This window comes from Streptomyces sp. P5F9 (genome assembly GCF_057961495.1).
Map to the genome: position 1 here is coordinate 1 of NZ_JBXVPZ010000040.1, position 22244 is coordinate 22244.

The 22244-nt window shown below is 72.7% G+C and carries 19 protein-coding genes; 9 read left to right on the top strand and 10 right to left on the bottom strand.

Annotated elements, in window-relative coordinates; all coding sequences use genetic code 11:
* From AC31A1_RS10090 to AC31A1_RS10100, 3 genes are all read left to right on the top strand, one after another.
* On the top strand, positions 1-1208 hold a 1208-nt coding region (locus AC31A1_RS10090), incomplete at its 5' end, for a CHAT domain-containing protein (RefSeq protein WP_489652932.1).
* A gap of 39 nt (positions 1209-1247) precedes the next feature.
* Entirely contained in the window at positions 1248-1604 is a 357-nt protein-coding gene (locus AC31A1_RS10095) for a CATRA system-associated protein (protein WP_489652933.1), read from the top strand.
* A 10-nt stretch (positions 1605-1614) separates the two neighbouring features.
* A complete protein-coding gene (locus AC31A1_RS10100) occupies positions 1615-2328 on the top strand; it encodes a hypothetical protein (RefSeq protein ID WP_489652934.1) in 714 nt (237 codons plus the stop codon).
* 171 nt (positions 2329-2499) lie between these two features.
* Here AC31A1_RS10100 and AC31A1_RS10105 read toward each other — a convergent pair whose 3' ends face one another.
* Positions 2500-3219, bottom strand: coding sequence for a hypothetical protein (locus tag AC31A1_RS10105; protein WP_489652935.1), 720 nt, complete (start codon positions 3217-3219; stop codon positions 2500-2502).
* A gap of 239 nt (positions 3220-3458) precedes the next feature.
* On the opposite strand from AC31A1_RS10105, the gene AC31A1_RS10110 reads away from it, so the two are divergent.
* The gene (locus AC31A1_RS10110) at positions 3459-4412 is read left to right on the top strand and encodes a helix-turn-helix domain-containing protein (RefSeq protein ID WP_489652936.1); all 954 of its coding nucleotides are present in this window, start codon (positions 3459-3461) and stop codon (positions 4410-4412) included.
* Here AC31A1_RS10110 and AC31A1_RS10115 read toward each other — a convergent pair.
* Both AC31A1_RS10115 and AC31A1_RS10120 read right to left on the bottom strand, forming a co-directional pair.
* A complete protein-coding gene (locus AC31A1_RS10115) occupies positions 4373-6751 on the bottom strand; it encodes an ATP-binding protein (protein ID WP_489652937.1) in 2379 nt (792 codons plus the stop codon). The genes AC31A1_RS10110 and AC31A1_RS10115 overlap by 40 nt on opposite strands.
* A gap of 243 nt (positions 6752-6994) precedes the next feature.
* Entirely contained in the window at positions 6995-9151 is a 2157-nt protein-coding gene (locus AC31A1_RS10120; RefSeq protein ID WP_489652938.1) for a CATRA conflict system CASPASE/TPR repeat-associated protein, read from the bottom strand.
* Between the two features lie 59 nt (positions 9152-9210).
* Here AC31A1_RS10120 and AC31A1_RS10125 point away from each other — a divergent pair, with 59 nt between their 5' ends.
* The 3 genes from AC31A1_RS10125 to AC31A1_RS10135 all read left to right on the top strand — a co-directional run bounded on the left by AC31A1_RS10125 (position 9211) and on the right by AC31A1_RS10135 (position 14745).
* A complete protein-coding gene (locus AC31A1_RS10125) occupies positions 9211-9564 on the top strand; it encodes a CATRA system-associated protein (RefSeq protein ID WP_489652939.1) in 354 nt (117 codons plus the stop codon).
* A 19-nt stretch (positions 9565-9583) separates the two neighbouring features.
* A complete protein-coding gene (locus AC31A1_RS10130; protein ID WP_489652940.1) occupies positions 9584-13462 on the top strand; it encodes a CHAT domain-containing protein in 3879 nt (1292 codons plus the stop codon).
* 437 nt (positions 13463-13899) lie between these two features.
* The gene (locus tag AC31A1_RS10135) at positions 13900-14745 is read left to right on the top strand and encodes an MHYT domain-containing protein (RefSeq protein ID WP_489652941.1); all 846 of its coding nucleotides are present in this window, start codon (positions 13900-13902) and stop codon (positions 14743-14745) included.
* A gap of 22 nt (positions 14746-14767) precedes the next feature.
* On the opposite strand, the gene AC31A1_RS10140 is transcribed toward AC31A1_RS10135, so the two are convergent.
* From AC31A1_RS10140 to AC31A1_RS10170, 7 genes are all read right to left on the bottom strand, one after another.
* Complete coding sequence (locus AC31A1_RS10140) at positions 14768-15568, bottom strand: aminoglycoside 3'-phosphotransferase (RefSeq protein WP_489652961.1); 801 nt, start codon at positions 15566-15568, stop codon at positions 14768-14770.
* Positions 15569-15578: 10 nt separating this feature from the next.
* A complete protein-coding gene (locus AC31A1_RS10145) occupies positions 15579-15821 on the bottom strand; it encodes a helix-turn-helix domain-containing protein (RefSeq protein WP_489652942.1) in 243 nt (80 codons plus the stop codon).
* The gene (locus AC31A1_RS10150) at positions 15821-16474 is read right to left on the bottom strand and encodes a DUF2975 domain-containing protein (protein WP_489652943.1); all 654 of its coding nucleotides are present in this window, start codon (positions 16472-16474) and stop codon (positions 15821-15823) included. Before AC31A1_RS10150 ends, AC31A1_RS10145 begins: the two co-directional genes overlap by 1 nt.
* A gap of 135 nt (positions 16475-16609) precedes the next feature.
* Positions 16610-17362 carry a class I SAM-dependent methyltransferase gene (locus AC31A1_RS10155; protein ID WP_489652944.1) on the bottom strand — a complete coding sequence of 251 codons (753 nt, stop codon included), beginning with the start codon at positions 17360-17362 and terminating at the stop codon, positions 16610-16612.
* A gap of 41 nt (positions 17363-17403) precedes the next feature.
* Positions 17404-18375, bottom strand: coding sequence for a PucR family transcriptional regulator (locus AC31A1_RS10160; RefSeq protein ID WP_489652945.1), 972 nt, complete (start codon positions 18373-18375; stop codon positions 17404-17406).
* A 344-nt stretch (positions 18376-18719) separates the two neighbouring features.
* Positions 18720-20396 (bottom strand): MFS transporter, encoded by a 1677-nt coding sequence (locus AC31A1_RS10165; RefSeq protein ID WP_489652962.1) that lies wholly within the window; start codon positions 20394-20396, stop codon positions 18720-18722.
* A gap of 161 nt (positions 20397-20557) precedes the next feature.
* Positions 20558-20998, bottom strand: a complete 441-nt coding sequence (locus AC31A1_RS10170) for a MarR family winged helix-turn-helix transcriptional regulator (RefSeq protein WP_489652946.1) — start codon at positions 20996-20998, stop codon at positions 20558-20560.
* 72 nt (positions 20999-21070) lie between these two features.
* Here AC31A1_RS10170 and AC31A1_RS10175 point away from each other — a divergent pair, with 72 nt between their 5' ends.
* Together AC31A1_RS10175 and AC31A1_RS10180 are read left to right on the top strand one after the other, a co-directional pair.
* Positions 21071-21958, top strand: coding sequence for a PfkB family carbohydrate kinase (locus AC31A1_RS10175; protein WP_489652947.1), 888 nt, complete (start codon positions 21071-21073; stop codon positions 21956-21958).
* Between the two features lie 79 nt (positions 21959-22037).
* The gene (locus AC31A1_RS10180) at positions 22038-22232 is read left to right on the top strand and encodes a hypothetical protein (protein WP_489652963.1); all 195 of its coding nucleotides are present in this window, start codon (positions 22038-22040) and stop codon (positions 22230-22232) included.
* The last annotated feature ends 12 nt before the right edge of the window (positions 22233-22244 follow it).

Genomic DNA, 22244 nt, shown 5'->3' on the forward strand with positions numbered 1-22244 from the left:
GGTCCGGGGACGCCGCGGGGATCCGGGAGCAGCACGCGGTGACCGAGGAGTGGCAGCGGCTGCTGGCCCGGATCCGGGGGCTCGCCGGGTTCGAGCACTTCCTCCTGCCGCCCGGCACCGAGCAGATGAGGCGCGAGGCGAAGGAGGGGCCGATCGTCCTGATCAACATCGACCGGCTGCGCTCCGACGCCCTCGTCGTGACCACCGAGCGCATCGAGCTGGTGTCCCTCGATGTCACCGAGGGGCGCCTCGCGCACACCGCGCGGCAGTTCCTCTCGGCGGTCTCCGTGGGCGCCGGCGAGACGCTCGCCCAGCGTGAGGAAGCCGCCGAGACCGTGTTCGACACCCTCGCCTGGCTCTGGGACACCATCGCCGAACCCGTGCTGAACGCGGCCGGTCTGACCCGACCGATCCCCGCGGACACCCCGCGCGGCGCCGTACCGAGGCTGTGGTGGTCGGCGTCCGGACCGCTGGCCCATCTGCCGCTGCACGCGGCCGGTCATCACCGGGCGGCCGAACTCGGCGACGGGCGCTCCGTGTTGGACCGGGCCGCCTCCTCGTACACGCCGAACATCAGGGCACTGCGGCACGCCCGGCAGGCCCCGGTGACGCGCGGGGGCCGCGGCCCCTTCCTGGCCGTACGACAGCCCACCGGCGCCGACGGCAGGGACGGCGCGTCCGTGGCGGAGGTGCGGGCGATCGCCGACACCCTGGGCGGACTGCGGATCGTGCAGGGCGCCGACGCGACGGTCGAACGGGTGCTCACCGAGCTGTCCTCGGCGGCCACCGTGCACTTCGCGTGCCACGGCCTCAGCGACGCCGAGGACCCCTCCAGGAGCCGGCTGGAACTCGCCGACGGACGGCTCACGGTGCGGGACGTGGCCCGCGGACATCTGCCGCACGCCCAGCTCGCCGTACTGCTGGCCTGCCACACCACCCGCACCGACCGCCTCCCCGACGAGGCCGTGCACCTGACGTCCGCCTTCCAGACGGCCGGGTATCCGCAGGTGGTGGGCGCGCTGTGGGAGGCCACCGACCTGGTGTCGGTACGGCTGACGGACCGCCTGTATCGCGACCTGCGGACCTATGGCGGCGGCCTCGACGTCACCGACACCGCGCGGGTCGTGCACGGGATCGTACGGGGCCTGCGGGAACGGCATCCCGGCTCGCCGCGCGTATGGGCGCCGTACGTCCACACCGGGCGTTGACGAGTGACGAGTGACGACGGACAAAGGGAAGGAGCAGGCGTGAGCACACCGGAGGGGGCGGCCGTGATCGACCGCGAGACGGCCCGCGCGGCACGGTTGGCGCTGGAGCTGATGCTGGAGGAGTGGCGGCTGACGCCCGAGGGATGGCGGGAGATCGCCGGGCTGCTGGACAAGCTGTCGGCGGCGGTCGCCGCGGGAGACGCGGCCGGGGTGAATGACCTGACCGCCAGGCTGGAGGAGTTGTCGGGCGACAGGGTCACCCGGATTCAGGACCCGGGGGACAAGAAGGTGCCGCTGCCCGAGCCGGACCGGGGGCGGGTCGTCGCGCTCGTGCACGTGCTCGGCCCGGGCTCCCCGCCCCGCGGTCCGAGCCCCGCGCCCGCCCGGCGGACCTGACGGCCGGCCGATGCTGTCGGTACTCGCCAATGTCGCGATCGGTCTGCTGACCAGCCTCGTCGGCCTCGGCCTGGGCACGCTGTGGGAACGGGGACGGCGGCGGGCGCTGTACCGCAGGGCCGCCTTCTTCGGCACCCGGCCGGGCGAGCACTGCGTGATCGTCGTCGGCACCAAGCACGGGCAGCCCGGCACGACCCAGCAGCGGGATCTGCGGGCGGTCGTCGAACTGACCGTGCTGCTCAGCGAGTTGGGCTGCCGGGTGAGCGTGGAGTCCGGTGATCTGCGCGGCACCAACGGCGACCGCACCGAGTTCTGTGTCGGCGGGCCGATCGGCGGGTCCAATCCGCGCACCGGCGGACACCTGACGGCCCATCTGCCCGGGGTGACGATCACTCCGTTCAGCGACCGCCCCGACTCGGTGGCCATCGCGGTCGGCGGGGAGCGCTACTACTTCGACCGAGGCCACCAGGAGTACGCGGTGGTCGCCAAGTTCACGCCGCCCGAGTCGAGCCGCCCGGTGGTGCTGGTGTGCGGGCAGAGCTCGGTGGCGAACCAGGCGGCCGTCCACTTCCTGCGGCGGGAGTACGCGCAGGTGGTCCGGTCCGTGGCGTCGGTCGACCGCTACTGCCTGCTGGTGAAGGTCTCCGACATCGGCGTCTACTCCTTCCACCGGTCGGTGCTCGAACGGGACGTGTCCGCCGAGGCGTTCGCGGCCGTCGGCTGAACACCCTTACGGGACAGGCCCGTTCACGGCGACGAGCACCCGGTCCCCTGCGCCGGGTGCTCGTCGGACCGTGTGGATCGAGGACCGCTCGGCGCGGCCGCTCAGATCCCCGTGTGCAGGTACCTGTGCACCGCGGACTTCTGGATCTCCGCTCCTCGGGAGCCGGTCGTCTCAGAGGCGGGACGGGGGCAGCGGGATGAACGGACGCAGTTCGTCGGCGACCCAGTGCACGGGGGTCTGGAACACCTCGCCGATCTGCGTGTAGAGGTCGTGCAGGGTGTCCGCCGACGTCGATTCGAAGCGCGCCCGGGTGGGGTCGGTGTCGCTGGTCGGCGCGTCCACGACGGTCACGAAACGGCCTTCGCGCGCGCCGGTGACGTAGACGACGTTGGAGTCCGGAGCCTCGGTGATCCGTGCGATCCGACGCAGTTCTCCCGGTGCGAGAGGCGGGATCCGTGCCTCCTCGGGCGTCGGCCCGGGCCGGCCCACGAGCCAGGGCTCGGAGCGGTTCTCCTGCCAGAACCGCCAGTCGGCGGCGGACAGCCGGTTGCTCGGTACGCCGTTGGCCCGGAAGAACTCCAACGCGGCCATCCGTACGGTGTCGTAGGCCGGGCTGGTGAAGTCGGAGCCGACCAGGTTCCACACCGTGCGCGCCGCGCCGAACAGGGCGAAGCCACCGGCCGGCAGCACGGCGTCGGCCAGTGCGCGGGCGAAGCCCTGCGGGTCGGACTGCGCGAACGGCAGGTACGGCGCCTGGAGTTCACCCCACACGTCCGAGGCGTCGATGTCGGTGCCGACGGGGTCGAACTCGAAGCGGCCGAACCGCTCCATCCGCGACACCACGTCACCCGGCAGCCGGGTGGCGCGGGGCGTCCTGGGGAACAGAGCCATGGTCCTCTCCTGGACAAGAGCGGGAACCGGCCGATGCGGGCGCACCGCGGCCGGGCGCAACCTGTGTAACAAGGCCGGGAGTTCGCGCTCAACAGTTCTCCGGCGAACCGGACGATCTCCGGAAAACCCGGACGGCCGGCGGGCGGGCCCGCAAGACCGGGACGACGTGTTCGGCCCTGTGCGAGACTCGGCCGCGACACAGGCGGCAACGCCGTTGCGTGGCAAGGGGGTTGCGTACGATGGGGCGTCCGCAGAAGGAGATCGTCCTGGACGGATCACCGGCCCGGCTCTTCGCGTACTGGCTCCGGGACCTGCGCGGATCGGCCGGACTCACCCTGGACCAACTGGCCCGCCGCACCGGCTACGGCAGGACGACCGTCAGCGACGCCATGCGGGGCGGGAACCACCCCACCCGTCCGGTCACCCTGGCGATCGTCGGCGCCTGCGGGGGCGATGTCCAGCGGTGGGGCGAGTACTGGGCGCAGGTGCGTCGCGCCCAGGACCCCGACTCCCCGGACGGACCGGACGGAGTCGTCCCGCCGCCCTGGGACAGCCCGGCGGACCGCGCGACCCGGGGACATGCCGAGCGGTGCCCGCCGGGCTGCGCGCGCGCCGAGCCGCACGGCTGGTACACCGAGTCCGTGTCCACCCGGCTCAGGCTGGACACCCCGGCCCCCGAGGCGCTGGAACGCCGGATCGTGGTCGCGACCTGCGACGGCCTGGCCCGGATACCGGTCGGCGTCAGCGTGCCCCGGCGCGCCGGCGACACCACGCCCGGCCACGAGCTGCAGATCTCCGTCGTCCAGGGAGGACGCCTGGAGGACGGCGGCCCGCAGTACGAGAGCTACTTCGAACGGTTCCTGGTGCTCCCCACGCCGCTCAAGGCCGGAACACGACACGTGTACGAACTACGGCTGCGCATCCCGCCGGACCAGCCGATGGCACCGCACTTCGTGCACGTGCCGCTCACCCGCAGCGAGCACTTCCGGCTACGGGTCTGCTTCGACCCGGCGCGACCTCCGCACACGGTGTGGCGGCTGGCCGGGGTGCCCACCGCCGTGATCTACCAGCAGAACCCCGGCACGCCGACGCTGCGCCCAGACGAACAAGGGCTCGTGGACGTCGAGTTCGGCGCGATGAAGGTGGGCTACGGCTACGGACTGAGCTGGCTGGAGGCGGGCACCGGAGGATAGTCCACCGCCGTGCGCAGCTTGGCGCGGACCGGTTCGGCGTCGGGGTGGTGCAGATCCTCGAAGAGCGCGAGCGCCTCCTCCCACAGGGCACGCGCCTCCTCGCCCCGGCCGAGCGCCGCATGGGCGTCCCCGAGATGCTCCAGGGCATGGGCCTCGCGGAAACGGTCGCCCAGGGCGCGGTCGAGGTCCAGGGAGACCTCGTAGTGGCCGATCGCGGCGGCGGGCCGGCCGAGCCCCTGTTCGGCGCGCCCCATGCCGATGAGGATGCCCGCCTGCCCGTCGAGGTGGCCGAGCCGGGTGTAGAGGTCCAGGGCGCGGCGCGCGTGATCGAGGGCGACGGTGTGTTCTCCCAGCCGCTCCCACTGCTGGGCCACGGAGGTGAGTCCGTCGGCGAGGGCGACCGGGTCCCCGGTGCGCTCCGCCATGGCGAGGGCGAGCCGGGCGTGCGGCATCGCCCTGCGGGGGTCGCCGCGGGAGCCGTACACCCGGACCAGCGAGAGCCGCACCTCCCGTACGCCCTCCGCGTCGCCCAGGTCACGACAGGTGCGCAGGGTCTCGTACAGCAGGTCGAGCGCCTCCCGGGTGCGGCCCAGGCGGGAGAGGGCGTCGGCGAGCCGGCGGCCGGCGGTGGCCCGGGCGGCGCGGTGTCCGGCCCGGCCCGCCGCGTCGCGGGCCAGCGCGTGCACGGCGGCCCGCTGGGCGCGGCGGCCGGAGCGGCGCAGATGGAGGGCGCAGGCGTCGGCGAGCCGCCAGGCGTACGGCTCCAGGCCCGGGGTGACGGCGGCCTGGGCGATGACGGCCTGGAGGGAGGGCAGTTCCGCCTCGAACCAGCCGGCCGCCGAGGCGTGGTCGCCGATCGGAGGCTGCGCGCCGGTGCGCTCCGGCGCTCCGCCGGGTGCCGGACGCCAGGGTTCGAGGTGGTGGTCGGCCAGGCGTGCGGTGTCCAGGTAGTGCCGCAGCAGCCGTTCGGTGCCGTCCCGGCGTTCCTGGGGTGAGCCGCCGTCGAGGAGTTCCACGGCGTAGAGCCGGAGCAGATCGTGCAAGGTGTAGCGGCCGGGGGTGTGCTGGCGGACGAGGTGGGCGGCGGTGAGGGCGTCGAGGAGAGCGGTGGGTGGCTCCGTGTCGCCGATGAGGCCCGCGCAGGCCGTGGCGTCGATCTCGGGTCCGGGGTGGCAGCCGAGGAGCCGGAAGAGCCGGGCGGCCGGCGCCGGCAGCAGCGCGTACGAACCGTGGAACAGGGACCGCAGGTCGACATCCGCGTCCAGCACCCCGAACAGGTCCAACGGCGCCCGGGCGCGCCGCAGTTCGCGGACCAGAGCGCCGATGGAACCGGCCGGGGAGGCGGCCGTGCGGGCGGCGGCGACGCTCAGCGCGAGCGGCAACCGGGCGCACAGATCGACCAGTTCATCGGTCTCGCGGGGCTCCAGGGCGATCCGCTCGGCGCCCATCTGCCGCTCCAGGAGGGTACGGGCGGCGTAGCGGGGCAGCACGTCGAGGGCTATGCGCAGGGCGCCTTCCCGTATCACCAGGCCGTCGAGGCGGTTGCGGCTGGTGACGACGGCCACGGAACCGGAGTCGGTGGGCAGCAGCGGCCGTACCTGGTCGGTGGAGCGGGCGTTGTCCAGGACCAGCAGCACCCGGCGGCCGGCCAGCAGAGTGCGCAGCAGTCCGGCGGCCACGGCGGTGTCGGCCGGGACGGCGGCGGGGGTGACGCCGAGCGCCTGGAGGAAACCGTGCAGGGCCTCGCCGGGGTCCATGACCGCCTCGTCGCCGAAGCCCCGCAGATTGACGTAGAGCTGGCCGTCCGGGAAATGGCCCTGCGTCCGGTGCGCCCAGTGCAGGGCGAGCGCGGTCTTGCCGACGCCGGCGGTGCCCTCGACGACGGCGACCCCGGCCCGGCCCAAGGCGGGGTCGCCGGACGGGTTCCGCACCGCGTCCAGCCGGCCGAGTTCGGCGTCCCGGGCGACGAACACGGGGTGGCTCAGCGGGAGTTGGCGGGGGACGGCGAGAGCGCCGGGGGACCGGCGGGCGACGGTCGGGCGCAGCCGCCGGGCGGCGTCGACCTCGTCCCGCAGGGTGGCGAGCCGGCCGGCCTCGGGTCCGGAGACACCCAGCGCGGCGAGGAGCGCGTCGAAGACCGCGGTGCCGGGCAGGGTGGTGCCGTTGAGATAGGCGTACAGGCTGCTGGTGGAGACGTTGAGGCGGCGGGCGAGCTCACGACGGTCCAGCGTTCCGCCGAGCCCCTTCTCGGCCCGGACGACGGCGCGGGTCAGTGCGACCGCCAGGCGTTGTGCCAGTGCGTCCGCGCTCTCGCCGGACGGCCGGGGTATCTCGGTCACCACCGTTCCTCCGAAGGGACGTTGACGGATCCGCACCGCGCGGGTCCAGACGTTTCCAGTGTGTTCCAGGACCGCGGACGGCCGGACGGATCCGCGTGTTTGCCTGCGGATTCCACGCCGAGGGGATATCGGCCCCCGGCCGGCCGCAGGAGGACGACAGCCGTGCAGACCCACTGAAACCCGCGCCGCATCCGACTCCGGCCCTCCACGTGAACAGGGGAGACGTGGAGGGCCGGTCGCGGGTCAGGCGGGTCCGTCGGGGCGGACGCAGCCGAGCACGGTGGCGGCGGCCGCGGCCCAGGTGCAGCGGTCGGCCATCTCGTCGCGGAGTTCGGCGGCGTCGCGGAAGGCGGCGGGCAGGTTCCGCATGACGGCGTGGACGGACTTCTCCCACATCCGGACGTCCGTCTCAAGATCCCGTACCGTGGCGGCCACGTCGACCACGGCCTGTTGCGCGACCGGCAGTTGCTCCTGGTCGAGCAGCAGCACGCCGAGCCCACTGCGCCCGCTCACCAGCACGGGCACCCCTGCGGCGATCGCCTCCAGACCGACGAGGCCGAACGCCTCCGCGCGGGACGGCATGAGGACCAGGCTGGCCCGAGCCACGTCCTCCATGATGTGCCGGGGATCCGCCGAGAACGGGCGGAGGGTCACGTCCACCGCGGGGGTGCCGATCCAGTCCTCCACCTGCTCGTACAGTTCCCGCGACTTCTGGTCTGGCACACCGCGGATCAGCAGTTCCCAGGAGCCGTGCTCCGCTCTCTGCGGTGCCGCCGCCCCCAGCGCCCGGCAGGCGATGTCGAGCCCCTTGAGCGAGGCGTCGTCCAGTCGGCCCATCATCAGGATCTGCGGGATCTCGTCGAGGCCCGGAGCCGTGGCGGCGGGCCTGCCGTCGAAGCCGGGGTCGAGGCGCACCACGGGGGCCAGATCCCGTGTCCGCAGATGACGCCGCAGGTTCCTCGCCAGCCGAGGGCCGACCGCCACCGAGCGCAGGGCGCCCTCGCAGAGTTCGAGTTCCCGCTCCGTGCGCTCCTGGGCGCGGACCGCCAAGTCGGCTTCCGCATACGGCTTCTGGGCTTCCGCCCGGTCCGGCTCCACGTGCAGGAAGTGCAGCCGCCCCGCGTTCGGGAAGTACTCCTTCACCTGCGCCCGGGCGGCCAGCCCCATGTCCCTGCCGTGCCCGATCACGAGGTCGGGCTCGAATCCGTCATCGGTGAACGGCGGCCGCAGGAACAGGGACTCCTTCCCCTGGACACCCGGCCGCGCCGCGTCGACGAGCAGCACATGGTGGCCGGTCGCGTCCGCGCGTTCCGCCGGAGTGGAGGACACCACCAGGACACGGACCTCGGCGCCGGCCTCGGCGAGTGCGATGCACAGCCCGCGGTTGAAGGCGCTCAGACCACCGTGGGCGGGGAACCACTCGTCGACGACTGCCAGCACCCGGTCCCGCCCCGCCGCCCGGGGACTCCGCTCCCGTGCCGGCCCCCTCAACGGCTCCGCAGGGCCCGCCAGTTCACGGAGAGCGAGGAGGTCGTCCAGCCGTCTGAGGAACGACGAGCCGAACCGCCGGTCCGCCCCCAGCACGGCCTCGCCGTCGAGACCCGCGTCCTCCAGAGCGTTCTGGGCGTTCTCCTGGAGCGTCTCCACCACGCGCCGCATGAACCGGAGTTCGGCCTCGGCGCCCGTCAACTCGTAGTGTTCCGCGCCCCAGTACGGCAGCCGCACCTCGGCGAGCGTCCCGTCCTGCCCCGCGGCCCTCGCATCGCCGAGCGAGTGATGCGTCGTCCACTGGTGACGCAGGGCGGTCATGTGCATCAAGTAGCGGACGAAGTGCGGCATGTCGGGACGGTGGCCGTCCGACCACGCCCAGGCTCCGAGCCGCGGATCCGCACCGACCCGCCCCAGCATCCGCAACAGCCGACAGCGCCGCGACGCCTCGCCGCCCTCCGGCTCCGACAGATCGACGTCCCCGGGTGTTCCCTCCGGACGTTTCCCCAACTCCAGTGTCACCGCGCCCAGATGACACGCCCCGAGCGGGCCCGTGATCGCCTCCACCCGCTCGCGCAACCCGGACCACTCCCGGCCCGGACCGGCGCCGAGCAGGACCGACAGATTGAGGATCTCCCCGTGCCGGCGCAGGATCGCCTGGTCGAGCCGGTCCGCGGACTGCACGCCAGCCACCACGACCGCGCTGTGCGGGGCAGGCAGCGGATCCGGCACCCGGACCGGCAGCGTGGCGTACAACTCCCCGTCGGCATGCTGCAGTTCACGAAAGCGCCCCCACATCGCCCGGACGGAGGCCATCCCTTCTTCGGCGCGTCCGCCGTACAGCGGGACGAAGACGTGGACCGCGACCTCCTGCTCCGTGACCTCCCGCTCCGCCGACTCTCCCTCGGTCACGTGCCGGTACACCCCCGCCTCGCGTCGCCACTCCCGGCGTTCTCGCTACAGTTGAGCCCATGCAGTCTAGGGCGGATTCACCCGGAACGGACATGGATGCCGCGGTGCTCACGCGGGGCCGCGAGTTGCTCAAGGACTTCCTCAAATGGCGCCTCCCGCAGGCTGCTTGGTCCCGGCCCGCCGCCGCGGTCGAGGCGCTCGCCGCAGCGCACGACGCGCAGGACGGGCCCGCCCTCAAAGTCGCCGTCGCCCGGCTCGAAGTCCTCAGCCCGAACCGGGTGGACCGCATCGCCGACCCGGCCGACGTCCCGCCGCCGGAGCCCCTGCGGGAGCGGGTCACCGCCCTGGTGCACCTCATCGCCGAACCGGACGAGAGCACGGCGGGGGAAGCCGACGGCACCGACCGGCGCTGAGGCGGGACGGGCGGCCCCGGTGAAGCCGTCGCCGTACCGCCGCCTGCGGCTGGCCCTGGCGCTGCGGCGCGCCCGCGGGGTGACCGTGGACGGCCGCTTCCCGCGCCGTACGGACCGGGCCGTCGACCTTCTGGAGGCCGCCCTCGGCAGTGCCGGGCGGGAGGACCGGGTGTCGCTGCTGGAGGGGATCGCCGCGTTGCACGCCGAGTCGGCCCGGCGCGGTGGTGGTGCCCGCGCGGGGGTTCGGTCGGTGGAGGCGCTGCGCCGGGCCCTGGCCGACGCGGGGCCGGACGAGGCGGTGGTCCTCGCTCAACTCGCCGAGGCCCAGGCCGCGTTGCACGCGACGACGGGCGACTCCGGGCTGCTGCGGGAGGCCGTCGCCACCGCGCGCCGGGCGGCGGAGCGGGCCCCGGACGACCCGCTCTCCCGGATCATGGTCCTTTCGTCGGTGGCCGAACTGCTGCTGCGGGCGGGATCGGACCTCGACGACCCCGAGCTGTTCGAGGAGGTCGTCGTGGTGATCGGGGACTCGCTCGCCGCGGGCGGCGGTTCGCCGCTGCACCTGGCCCAGGCCCACCGGATGCGGTACGAGCACGACGGCAGGGCCGAGACGCTCGCGCGTGCCGAGGCGGCGGCCCGGGACGCCGTGGGGCAGTGCGAGGAGCACGGGCTCGACGCGGCCGACGAATACGCCGAACTCGCCCAGGTCCTGCGCTACCGCTCCGGCCGCAGCGACGATCCGCGGCTCGCCCGGGAGGCCGCGGCCGCGGCACGCGACGCGCTGGACCGCACGGCCGACGGCGACGAGGAACACGCCAAGCGGGCCTGCTTGCTGGCGGGCGCCCTGACCGAATGCCACTACGCCGGGGACCCGGAGGCACTGGCGGAGGCGGTCACGGTCGTACGCGCGGCGACGGCCTCCGAAACGGTGCGACCGGGGCCGGCGGCCGACCTCCCCGGGACAACGGGCCACTCGGCCGACGCCACCCGGCCCGCGGGCCGCTCCGACGTGTGGCAGATCGCCGCCGCGGTGCTGTGCGAATGGGCCGACCAGCACGAGGACTTCGGCGTGGCGGAGGAGGCCGAGGAGGCGGCGCGGACCGCGCTGGCCCTGGCCGGGGACGACGGGCAGCGACGGGCCGACGCACTCGACACCCTCGCCGACGTCCTGCGCTGCGCGTATCTGCTGAGCGAGGACCCCGGATCGCTGGACGAGGGGATCGCGTACCGCGAGTCGGCTGCCCGGATCGAGGTCGGCCCGCCCGGCGACCGTGCCGGGCGCATCGGCAACCTCGGAGTCCTGCTGCTCCTGAGGTACGAGGAGACCGGCGAGAGTGTCGAACTGGACGCGGCGATCGGCCGGTTCGGCGAGGCCCTCGCCCTGCTCGGCGACGGCCACCCCGACGCCGGGATCCACTTCAACAACCTCAGCGCCGCCCTCGCCGCCCGCACCCGGCTGCACGGCGCCGACGACGAACTGGACGCCGCGATCACCGCCGGCCGGGCTGCCGTACGCGGCGACGGTCCCGCCCACCAACGGGTGCTGCGGCTGAGCAACCTCGGCGGGGCGCTGTACGCGCGCTACACCCGAGACGGCGACCTCGCCGACCTCGACGAGGACATCGACCTCCAGCGCGAGGCGCTGCACCTGGTCCCGGCGGGCCACCCCGAACGGCCCGGTCTGCTGAGCAATCTGGCCACCGCCCTCACCGAACGCCACGAGGCGCTCGGCGTCCGGGACGACCTGTCCGAGGCGCTCACGCTCCTGGAGGAGGCGATGGCGGCGGGGCCGGCGCCCCGGCGGCTGGCGACGGTCGCGGGCGCCCACGGCCTGGCGCTGCACGCGCTCCACACGATCACCGGCGACCAGGACACGCTGGAGCGGGCCCTCGCCTGTCTGCGCACGGCCGTGGCGGCCACCACGCCCACCGATCCGCACCTCCCGCTCCAACTCGCCAACCTGGCCGCCACGTTGCGGGTGGCGTCGACGCATCGCGCGGCGGCGGCAGCGGAGGCCGTCGAGGCGGCGCGCGGTGCCCTGACCGCCCTCGGCGAGGGCCGGTCGGCCACCGCGGTCCGCGGCAGTCTGCTCCTCGCCCTGGCCGCCCGGTCCGGTGACGGGGACCTCGACGAGGCGGTGACACTGGCCCACCGGGTGGTCGCGGGCACCCCGCGGGACGATCCCGGCCTGAGCCGCTCGCTGGCCAACCTCGCGTACGTACTGAACCTGCGGTACGAGTCGACCCACGCGGCGGACGACCTGGCAGGCGTACGCGACGCGCTGCGCGCCGCCGCCCGGACCGGGACCGGCCCGGCGGACGTACGGCTGTACGCCGCCCGCGAAGAGGGCCGGCTCGCGGCGCTGACGGGCGATCCGCGGGCCGCGGCCGAGGCGTTCGCGCTCGGGGTGGAACTGCTGCCGGCCGCCACGCCCCGTCGGCTGGAGCGGCCCGACGCCCAGCGGAGGCTCGCCGAGGCCGCGGGGCTGGCGAGCGACGCGGCCGCGATGTGCCTGGCCTGCGGGGAACCCGAGCGGGCGCTGAGCCTGCTGGAGCTCGGGCGCGGAGTGCTCCTGAACCGCCGGTCGGGGATCCGCGCCGACCTCGCGGACCTTCACGACGCCGACGCCGGTCTCGCCCGGCGCTTCGAGGAACTGCGCGACGCGCTCGACCGCCTGGACCGTCCCCCGCTGACGCTGCCGGACCTTCCGCCGGTGACGGAGGCAACGGGCCGGGAGCGGGAACGCCGCCGGGATCTGGAGGCCGAACTCGCCCTCGTCGTCCGCAGGATCAGGGCGCTGCCCGGACAGGCCGGATTCCAACTGCCGCCGTCCGTCGAGTCGTTGCTGGCCGAGGCCGCACACGGTCCGGTGGTCGTGGTGAACGTCAGCGGGTACCGCTGCGACGCGCTGGTGCTCACCGCCGAGGGGCTGCGGCACGTGCCGCTGGACGGCCTGGACGCGGACGAGGTGGAGGAGGCGGCGGACGCGTTCCACACGGACGTCGTCACCGCGCTGGATCCCCGGGCCACCCAGGACGAGGTGGACATCGCCAACGAACGCGTCACCGCGACGCTCGACCTGCTGTGGCGGGAGGTGGCCGCCCCGGTCCTCGCCGCGCTGCGGGTGACCGGTCCGGACACCCGTGTCTGGTGGGTGCCGACCCGGGCGCTGTGCCGGCTGCCGTTGCACGCCGCGACGGCGGCGGACGCCCAGGACGCCTCGGGGATCCCGAAGTCGCTGGTGGACCGCACGGTGTCGTCGTACACGCCCACGGTCAGCGCGCTGCACCACGCGCGGGCCCGTGGTGCGGCACCGGACCGTACGGTGGCGGCCGTCGTGTACGCCGACGTACGCCGACCGGGACTGCCGGAACTGCCCGCCGCGCGACGCGAGGCCCGAGCGGCGGCGGACAGTCTCGGCGTCGAACCGCTCGACCTCGCCGTGTGCGGGCGGGACGTCCTCGTCTCCGCGCTGATCACCTGCACCCATCTGCACATGGCGCTGCACGCGGTGGCGGACCAGGACGACCCGGGCACCAGCCGCTTCCTGCTGCCGGACCTCGATCTGACGTTCGCCGAGATCGCCGCGCGCCGCGGCGGCTGGGGCCGTCTCGCGTACCTCTCGGCGTGCGAGACGACGTACACGCCCCGCGACCTCGCGGACGAGGCGATCCACCTCACGTCCGCGTTCCTGCTCGTCGGGTTCTCCGGGGTGATCGGCACCCTGTGGCGGGTACCGGACGCCGTCGCCGAGACGACGGCCCGCGCGTTCTACGACGCCCTGGACACCGCCCGCGACCAACCGGCCGTCGCCCTGGCCCGCACGGCGCGCCTGGTCCGCGTCCACTACGCCGACGCCCCCGCGGCATGGGCGGCCCATCACCACGTCGGCATCTGAGAACCCTGGGGCCTGCGGCGGACCTGGCGCCAACTACCCGATACGCAGCCGCAGTTCGTCCTCCATGCCAACGGCGGCCAGAGCGCCCGAAGTTGAACCCGCAGCAGCCGAACTCGCCGTAGTGGTGGGCTTTGTGCGGAGTGGTGGCGATGTATCGATTCGGCTAACACCTATCCGGGTTGTGCAGGAAATGTGTGCACCGTGTGATTGAATCATGCACAACTCGGCCAGGTGGCCAGATCTCGACCGTTCGGTTCCCCGTGTCCTGTGGCCCAACAGCAGGATGTCCGCGCGCTCGTGCAGGTCAGTCCGCCCGGCCGAGCCGGTACGAACGTGCGGCAGGGGCGGGGGTGGTCGATCCGCGCGCGCCACGTCACCGTGCCGGCACACCGCGACTGCGGTGCCACCTGCCGTCACGTACGTGAAGGGAACTCTCCATGACCGTCACCGCCACCGCCGCCACCGTCTCCGACTTCTACTACGGTGCCGTGACCCCCGTCGCCGCCTATCTGATGGCGTGCCTCGGAGCCGCCCTCGGGCTGCGCTGCACGACCCGTTCGCTGCGCCGCCCGCAGCACAGAGCCCCTTGGCTGGCGCTCGGCGCCGTCTCGATCGGCTGCGGCATATGGACCATGCACTTCATCGCCATGATCGGCTTCAGCGTCGAGGGCGCGCTCGTCAACTACGACGCCACGAAGACCCTCTTGAGCCTCGTCGTGGCGATCGCCGTGGTCGCCGTAGGAGTGTTCCTCGTCGGTTACCGGGGCGGCTCCCCGCTGAACCTGGGTGTGGCCGGCGCGGTCACCGGGCTCGGTGTCGCGGCCATGCACTACCTCGGCATGGCCGCCATCCACACGAACGGCACCCTCCACTACGACCCCATGACCGTGGCGCTCTCCATCGTGATCGCCATCGCGGCCGCCACCGCGGCGCTGTGGGCGGCGGTCTCCATCCACGCGCTGTGGGCGAGCCTCGGCGCGAGCCTGGTGATGGGCGTCGCCGTGACCGGCATGCACTACACCGGCATGGCCGCGGTCTCCGTCCACCTCACCGATCCGGCCGGTTCCTCGCAGTCCTCGGCCGACCTGGTCGCCTTCCTCCTCGTCATGCTCGCCGGCCCGCTCCTCGTCCTCCTGGTCGCCGCCGTGATCGTCATGTTCGACCCGGACATGATGCTCGGCGAGACCGAGGCGGAGGGGGCGGAGCCCGAGCCGGAACCGCTGTTCGGCGGCGACTCCGTGTTCCCGGCGAGGGAGCCGTCGCAGACCCACACCTCCTGGTGACCTGACTCCCGGGTCCATCGGTTCAGTCCGACAACGCCCACAACAGCCGGTAGTACCTGATCCGTTCCGGGTCCGGCTCGACTCCGTAGGCGTCGAGCAACGGCTCTTCCCAGCCGGGACCGTAGTTCCACCGCGTACTCCACGTCGCGATGGCGAGGTCGGCCCAGCGGTCGGCGACACCGAGCGCGCCGAGGTCCACGTGACCGCTGCACATGCCGTCACCGCCGATCAGGGTGTTCGGAGCGCAGGCGTCGCCATGGCAGACGACGAGTTCATCGACCGGAGGGATGTCGGCGAGCACCCCGAGCGCACGCTCTACGGTCCCGAGGTGCTGGAAGTCCTCGGACCAGTCACCCGGATCGATCCGGCCCGCCGCCGCTCGGGACCGTACCGCCTCCAGCCGCTGACCGGCCGACCAGTCGAACGGGCAGTCCGCGACGGGTAGTTGCTCGTGCAGGGCGCGCAGTCCGGTACCGATGGCGCGTACCGCGGTGCCGGGGTCGCGCTTCCAGTGGTCGTCCACCGCCATGCGCCCGGGCAGGCCGGCTGTGACGATCCAGGACCCCGTTTCGTCCGCGCCCTCGTCGACGACGCGCGGCACCACGGTGAACGCCACCGCCCAGCGCAGGCGCACCACCTCGGCCGAGAGGTCGATGCCGCTGCCCGCCGGCGTCCACTTCACGAACTGCCGCGCATCCTCCGGGCCGACCTGGAACGTCAGACCGCCGGCTTCGTTCTTCCATACGGCCCGCACCGGCCGCCCCGCCGCGAGCTCGGTGACGATCCAGGGAAGCTCGACCGGCCCTTGGGGCGACGTCACCATCGCCACGCCGTCACCCGTTCCCGTGCAGTGGGCGGTGGGTGAGGAGGTCGCCGGGCTGGCAGTCGAGGACTTCGCAGATGCGGGTCAGGGTGCTGAAGCGGATGGCCTTCGCACGGCCGTTCTTGAGGATGGACAGGTTGACGTTCGTGACGCCTACCTGGGCGGCCAGTTCGGCCAGGGTCATGCCGCGTTCCTCCAGAATCCGGTCGAGGTGGACCTCGATGGCGTGCGGGTCGGCCTCGGCGGGGGACATCAGATGACGCCTTCGAGGTCTTCGCGCATCACGGTGCCGACCCGCATGATCCGGGCCAGGGAGAGCAGCCCGATGCCGGTGAGCAGTGCGAAGTACGGCATGCCGTGGTCGACGTCGTAGAGCAACGGCCTGTGGTCCGCTGTGCGCAGGGAGTTGAGCAGGGCGGCTCCCGCGACGCTCTCGGTGACGTGGCAGACGAGGCTGCCGACGGCCAGGTACCAGCCCAGGAGGCGTAGACGGCCCGCGGTGCGGAAGGTGTACGGGCCGTCCTGGCGTGCGGCGCGGATCAGCCAGTACAGAAGGAACAGGGCGCCGACGTAGAGGGCGGAGGACGGCAGCTCGGTCAGTGTGCTGAGCAGGCGTGCGCCGCCGCTCGGGGAGTAGTCGCAGTACCGCGGTGTGAACGAGACCTCGATGCCGGGCCTGGGCTCCATGACCCGGCTGAACCAGTCCTCACCGCCGCCCTGTGCGGACGGGTCGGTGGCGCAGACCGAACCGTCGCCCCATCCGAAGACGCCGCCGATCCCGACCGCGGCGTACGCCTTCAGCATCAGGAACACCGCGAGCAGCGCGCAGAGCGCGATGACCACGCCGGCCATGGGTTCCAGCGGGTTTCTGCTGCCGTTCTCGGCCTCGGTCGACTCGTCGGTCATGGCGGACCGCCCCCTGTGTATCGTTTATCGATGTTATCGAAAAACGATACAGCGATGGGTGCGTGGAAGGCAAGCGGCCTGCACGCCCGCCGCCTTACGTCCGGCAGGGTCCAACTCGCCCCGCTGGCCGAGGTGTTATCGCACCTCGACCCATGCGGCCACGAGTTCCGGGACGTACATCGTCGCTTGCACCTCCCTGCACGCGCGCGCCGTGCGAGCCCGCAGTGTGTCGATGTCGACCTCCTCGGCAGTGGCGATGCCGCCGCGCTCCATCACCGGCAGGAGGCTGCGCGCCGACTCGGCGATGAGAGTCACCGCCGCCGAGTCGGGACCGCCCGTGGGCACGGCGACCGCCACGCTCGGATCGGACGGCCCCGAGAGCCGCAGGACGTCTGCCAGTCGCTCACCCATGTCGGGGTCGCGGCGGCCTTCGCGGAGTGCCGCACTGATCCATCCCACGGACTCCGTCACCAGCGGTACCGCGGGTACGGCGCGGGTCCGTGAAATATTGAAGTCCTGGAACGTGACCACACCACCGGGACGCACCAGCCGTGTCAGCCCCTTGACCGTCGCCACCGGATCGTCCAGATGAATCAGGATCAGCCGTCCCACCAGGGCGTCGAAAGGCTCGGACATTTCGAGATCGGGGAGCCTGCCCTGCTCGAAGGTGACATTCCCGAAGGGTGACGCGGCCGCATTCCCACGGGCACGCTCCAGGACCCCCGGGTCCATGTCCACGCCGAGAACGCGGCCGCTCCGGCCGACAACACGCGCGGCGGCCAGTGACACTTCGCCCGTGCCGCAGCCGACGTCGAGAACGCGCATTTCCTCCTTCAGGCCCGCCGTCGGCAACAGAAAGGCCCGGACGGCAGTCTTCGGCGTGATCATGGAGTGATCGGGCGGATCTCTGTGGATTCCACAGCCGCCCGTCAGCCGGTGATGCCGACGACCGAGCGGAGGAGCCCGGCGAAGGTGCGCGGATCGGCACCGGTGAGCTTCTGCCACTGGCCGAGCCGGTAGGCCACCGTGTTGGGGTGGATCCCGAGGGCGGTGGCGGAACGGGCCAGCGACGAGCCGGAGTCGGCGAAGGCGATCACCGTCTCCGCCAACAGGAGGTGCTCGTCCGCGACTTGGCGGACTTCGGCGAACAGGGGCTGCAGCCGCTCCCGGCTGTCGATGAGACTCGCCTGGAGCCAGACGTCCTCGAACGACGTGGCTCGGCCGCCCTGTGACGCGACGGTGAGGGCGCGTTCCGCGTCGGCGATGCTCATCTCCGCGCCCGCGAGCCCGGACCGGTCGAGTCCGACGCCCACCCGCGCGTCGTCGCCGGACAGGTTGATCACGCGGGTGGCCAGGTCGGCCGGGTCGACCCGCTGGGTGACCGCGACCATCAACTGCCCGCTCAGGCCGCAGGAGACCCGTCCGGCGAGCTGCCGCGCCGCACGTTGCAGCAGGCCGAGATGCCCTTCCGCGGCCCACGGGGCAGCCGGCGTGCACAGGGCGCCGAAGTCACCGTCCGGGTCGAATCCCAGTTCACGGGCGATCTCGGCGGTGTGCTCGCGGGGCGCCCCGCCGGTGCGGAGCAGTTCGAGGAAGCGCTGCCGCAGACCGGCCTCGCGCCCGTACCGTGACCCGGCCTCGTCCGCGAAGGCGTCCGCGACGACGCCGCTCACCGACTGGACCCACATCCACAGTGGTGCGACCAGTTCGACGGCGGTGTCCGCGGCCGTCGTACCTCGCGCCGTTGCCCGCAGCTCGTCCCAGAGCCGACGGGCGCCGATGTGAAAGGTCGCGAGCGCGTCTTGGACCGTAGTACGCCCTCCGGCGTGACTCGGCCTGGAACTCCAGCAGTTGCTCGGCCGTCGGTTCCACATCGAGGGCGAGACCCCGCAGGAGGGCATGCAGCCGGCTGTGCACGGTCGCGCGCTGCTCGGCCAGCGGCAGCGCCGCGTAGGAGGGGAGCTCGCGCCTGATGTCGTGGGTGACGACGTCGCTGAGCCCGTCGAGCCGCGACAGCAGGGATTCGCACAGCACGCGCAGCCGATGCCCGTCGGGCCGAACAGGAGAGGACGTCACGCCCGACACTGTCGAATCGACAAAGCACCCATGTCAATCCGCCTCACGCGGAGTGACGGGTGCTGAACGCGTGATCATGAGCGGACGCGGGCAGGGCCGGCCTGAGACCACCGGGCCTGGAGGGATCGACGATTGCGCCCCCACCGGTCACGTGGCACCAACTCAGGCCCTACGACGGCCCGTTCGGCTCCGCTTGCGAAGTCTCGGGTGTCTCCGCCGGGGCGGGTGGCCGATCCGCCGGTTGCGGTCCGGGCTCCGGGTCGGGCTGGTGGCCGCCGCGCAGGGCCGAGGCGACCGCGGAGACCAGGGCCATGCCCGCGGCGACGCTGAAGACGATGGTCAGGCCGCGGTGGAACGGGCCCGAGACCAGCTGGGGGAAGAAGGTGTGGCCGGTCAGGACGGCGCGCTGGGCGGCGGTGACGTGGTCGAGGGTTCCGTCGGACGCGAGCAGGTGCTGGATGGGGTTGTTGCCGAGGAACGTGGCGAACAGCGTGCTCACCGGAGGCAGCGACGCCGCCTGCTCGGCCGCGCCGGCCGGTACCCCGTGCATCTGAAGCCCGTGGCTCAGCGTCCTGGGCAGCGAGGTCGCGAGCCCGGACACCATCAGGGAGAAGAACACGCCGATGGACAGCGCGGTGCCCGAGTTCTGGAAGGTGGACCGCATGCCCGAGGCGACACCCCGGTACTCGCTCGGCACGCTGCCCATGATGGACGACGTGTTGGGCGCGGAGAACATGCCCTGGCCGAGACCGTTGAGCAGCAGCAGCGCCGCGAACGTCCCGTAGTCGAAGTCGATGGGCAGTGCGAGCAGACCGAGGAAGGAGAGCGCCACGACGATCAGTCCGACCGTCGAGAACATCCGGGCGCCGAACCGGTCCGACAGATAGCCGGACACGGGCCCGGCGATGAGGAAGCCGACGGTGAGCGGCAGCATGAAGATGCCCGCCCACAGCGGGGTGTCCTCGTAGTCGTAGCCGTGCAACGGCAGCCAGATGCCCTGTAGCCAGATGATCAGCATGAACTGCAGCCCGCCCCGCGCGATCGCGGTGAGCAGGGCGGCCAGGTTGCCCGCGGCGAAGGCGCGCACCTTGAACAGGGCCAGGTTGAACATCGGTTCGGCGATGCGCGTCTCGACGTAGCAGAAGACCAGCAGCAGGACGACGCCACCGATCAGGCCGCTGAGCACCCACGGGTTTCCCCAGCCGGTGGCGCTGCCGCCGTAGGGCTGGATGCCATAGGTGATGCCCGCGAGGAGGATTCCGGCGCCCGCCGCGAAGGTGAGGTTGCCCAGCCAGTCGATGCGGCCGGGGCGGCCGGCCGAGGTCTCGCGCAGGCTCAGGTACGACCAGATCGTGCCGGTGACGCTGATCGGCACGCTCACCCAGAACACCGCGCGCCAGTCGACGACGGCCAGCAGACCACCGGCGAGAAGGCCGAGGAACTGGCCGGCGAGCGCGGTGATCTGGTTGACGCCGAGGGCCATTCCGCGCTGCCGGGCGGGGAAGGCGTCGGTGAGGATGGCGGCCGAGTTGGCGGTGAGCATGGAACCGCCGAAGGCCTGCACGATCCGCCAGAGGATCAGCCACATCGCGCCCGCTCCCGCGCGGAACGGGTCGAGGGACAGCGCGACGGACGCGCACGCGAAGATCAGGAAGCCGATGTTGTAGATCTTCACCCGGCCGAACATGTCACCGAGCCGGCCGAGCACGACGACCAGCACCGCCGAGACCAGCAGATAGCCCAGGATCATCCAGAGCAGATAGCCGATGTTGCCGGGCGCGAGCGGATCGAGGCCGATACCGCGGAAGATCGCGGGCAGCGAGATGATCACGATCGAGGCGTCCATCGTGGCGATCAGCACGCCGAGCGTGGTGTTCGACAGCGCGACCCACTTGTAGTTCGGCCCGGGGGGAGTGTCCTTACGGCGCCCCGAGCGCACGGCGCTCAGCAGCGACGGCCGGCCGGCCCCGGTCTCCTGTCCGTCGCCGGATATGTGTGCCGGCTCGGTCACAGTCGCTCCGCCAGTCGGTCGAGAAGGGGCAGGGCCGACGCGAGGGTCGCGCGCTCCTCCGCGGTGAACTCGTCGAGGACGGCCCCGAGCCGGTGGACCGACGCGGAGCGTCGCTCGGCCAGCACGGCGCGTCCCTCGTCCGTGATCGCCACGATGCTCCGCCGCCCGTCCGCGGCATCGGGGCTACGGCCGACCAGCCCGCGCTGTTCGAGCACCGCGAGGGTGCTGGCCATCGCCTGCGGGCGTACCCGCTCGGCCTCGGCGAGGGATGTCGGCGACTCGGAGCCGTCACGGGCGAGCCGGGCCAGGACCGAGACTCCGGAGAGTGACACGTCTCCCACGGCGTGCGCCTGACGCAGGCGCCGGGTCACCCGGCCCACCGCGAGCCGCAGTTCGGACGCGAGCCGGGCGGTGTCGTCCGGGCCGTTCACCTTCATGGTTACCCACAGTAGATTTAACAGCCCGAACTGCTCAACCAATTGTTAGTAAATCGCGCGAGGAGGCTGTCGGTGGAGAGAGGACGCCCCACGGGACTGTTCGTCGGCCTGTGCACCCTGGACGTCATCCAGCTCGTGGACCACGCACCCGGCTCGAACGAGAAACTCACCGCCCGGGACCAGGTCGTCGCCGCGGGCGGCCCGGCGGCGAACGCGGCCGTGGCCTTCGGCCACTTGGGCGGCGCGGCCACACTCCTGACCGCAATCGGCGCCCACCCGTTGGGAGTTGGGGTAGCGGCAGAGCTGGACGCGCTGGGCGTGGCCGTCTCCGACCTGGCCGCCGACTCGGCGCGGCCGCCCGCGGTCTCCTCCGTCCTGGTGACCGTGTCCACCGGAGAACGCGCCGTCGCCTCGACCAACGCGACGGCACACCGGCTCGCCCCGCCCGACGACCTCGACGCGCTGGTGGCGGACTGCGACATCGTCGAGTTCGACGGCCACCACAGGGAGCTGGCCGTCGCCGCGGCCCGCTCCGCGCGTGCCCTCGGCCGTAAGACCCTTTTCGACGGCGGCAGTTGGAAGCCCGGCACCCAGAACCTGCTGCCCTTCATCGACGTGGCCCTCTGCTCGGCCGACTTCCACCCACCCGGCACGAGCACATCGACGGACACGCTGCGCTTCCTGCGGGACCACGGGGTCGTCTGGTCGGCGGTGAGCGGAGGAGCGGACCCCATCGTCTGGGCAGGCCCGGGCGGCGAAGGCACGGTGGACGTGCCGTCGGTGAAGGTGGCGGACACGCTCGGCGCGGGTGACGTTCTGCACGGTGCGTTCGCCCATCACCTCGCGCTGCAAGGCCACTTGAGCTCGGAGGGCTTCGCCGAGGCGTTGAGCGGAGCGGCCGCAGTGGCCTCGCGGGCCTGCGCCTCGTTCGGCACGCGAGCGTGGATGCGGGAGGGGTGACCCGGTCGTCTCATCCGGACCTGAGAGGATCATCAGGAACGTGCGCGTCACCGGACCGTACGCGACAGGGGTGGGAAACATGATCGGTGCGGTGCTGCTCGGCTTCTTGGTGCTTCTCATCGGCGGATGCGCGTGTGTGGTGTGGGCCGAGCGCGGCGGCCCCCGCTGGGCCCGTGTCGTGGCGACCGTGACCCTCACCGCGAGCGAACTCCTGCGCAGCTCCGACAAGAAGCGGCTTCGGGGCGTGAACCAGAGCAGCCAGGACGACGACTAGTACGGGCACTTC

Coding starts and splice junctions, on each gene's coding strand:
- AC31A1_RS10125 (WP_489652939.1), top strand. CDS start 9,211: ATGCAGTCTAGGGCGGATTCACCCGGAACGGACATGGATGCCGCGGTG.
- AC31A1_RS10105 (WP_489652935.1), bottom strand. CDS start 3,219: ATGGCTCTGTTCCCCAGGACGCCCCGCGCCACCCGGCTGCCGGGTGAC.
- AC31A1_RS10135 (WP_489652941.1), top strand. CDS start 13,900: ATGACCGTCACCGCCACCGCCGCCACCGTCTCCGACTTCTACTACGGT.
- AC31A1_RS10100 (WP_489652934.1), top strand. CDS start 1,615: ATGCTGTCGGTACTCGCCAATGTCGCGATCGGTCTGCTGACCAGCCTC.
- AC31A1_RS10170 (WP_489652946.1), bottom strand. CDS start 20,998: ATGAAGGTGAACGGCCCGGACGACACCGCCCGGCTCGCGTCCGAACTG.
- AC31A1_RS10160 (WP_489652945.1), bottom strand. CDS start 18,375: ATGCCCTCCTGCGGGGTCTCGCCCTCGATGTGGAACCGACGGCCGAGC.
- AC31A1_RS10150 (WP_489652943.1), bottom strand. CDS start 16,474: ATGACCGACGAGTCGACCGAGGCCGAGAACGGCAGCAGAAACCCGCTG.
- AC31A1_RS10180 (WP_489652963.1), top strand. CDS start 22,038: ATGATCGGTGCGGTGCTGCTCGGCTTCTTGGTGCTTCTCATCGGCGGA.
- AC31A1_RS10145 (WP_489652942.1), bottom strand. CDS start 15,821: ATGTCCCCCGCCGAGGCCGACCCGCACGCCATCGAGGTCCACCTCGAC.
- AC31A1_RS10155 (WP_489652944.1), bottom strand. CDS start 17,362: ATGATCACGCCGAAGACTGCCGTCCGGGCCTTTCTGTTGCCGACGGCG.
- AC31A1_RS10140 (WP_489652961.1), bottom strand. CDS start 15,568: ATGGTGACGTCGCCCCAAGGGCCGGTCGAGCTTCCCTGGATCGTCACC.
- AC31A1_RS10165 (WP_489652962.1), bottom strand. CDS start 20,396: ATGGACGCCTCGATCGTGATCATCTCGCTGCCCGCGATCTTCCGCGGT.
- AC31A1_RS10110 (WP_489652936.1), top strand. CDS start 3,459: ATGGGGCGTCCGCAGAAGGAGATCGTCCTGGACGGATCACCGGCCCGG.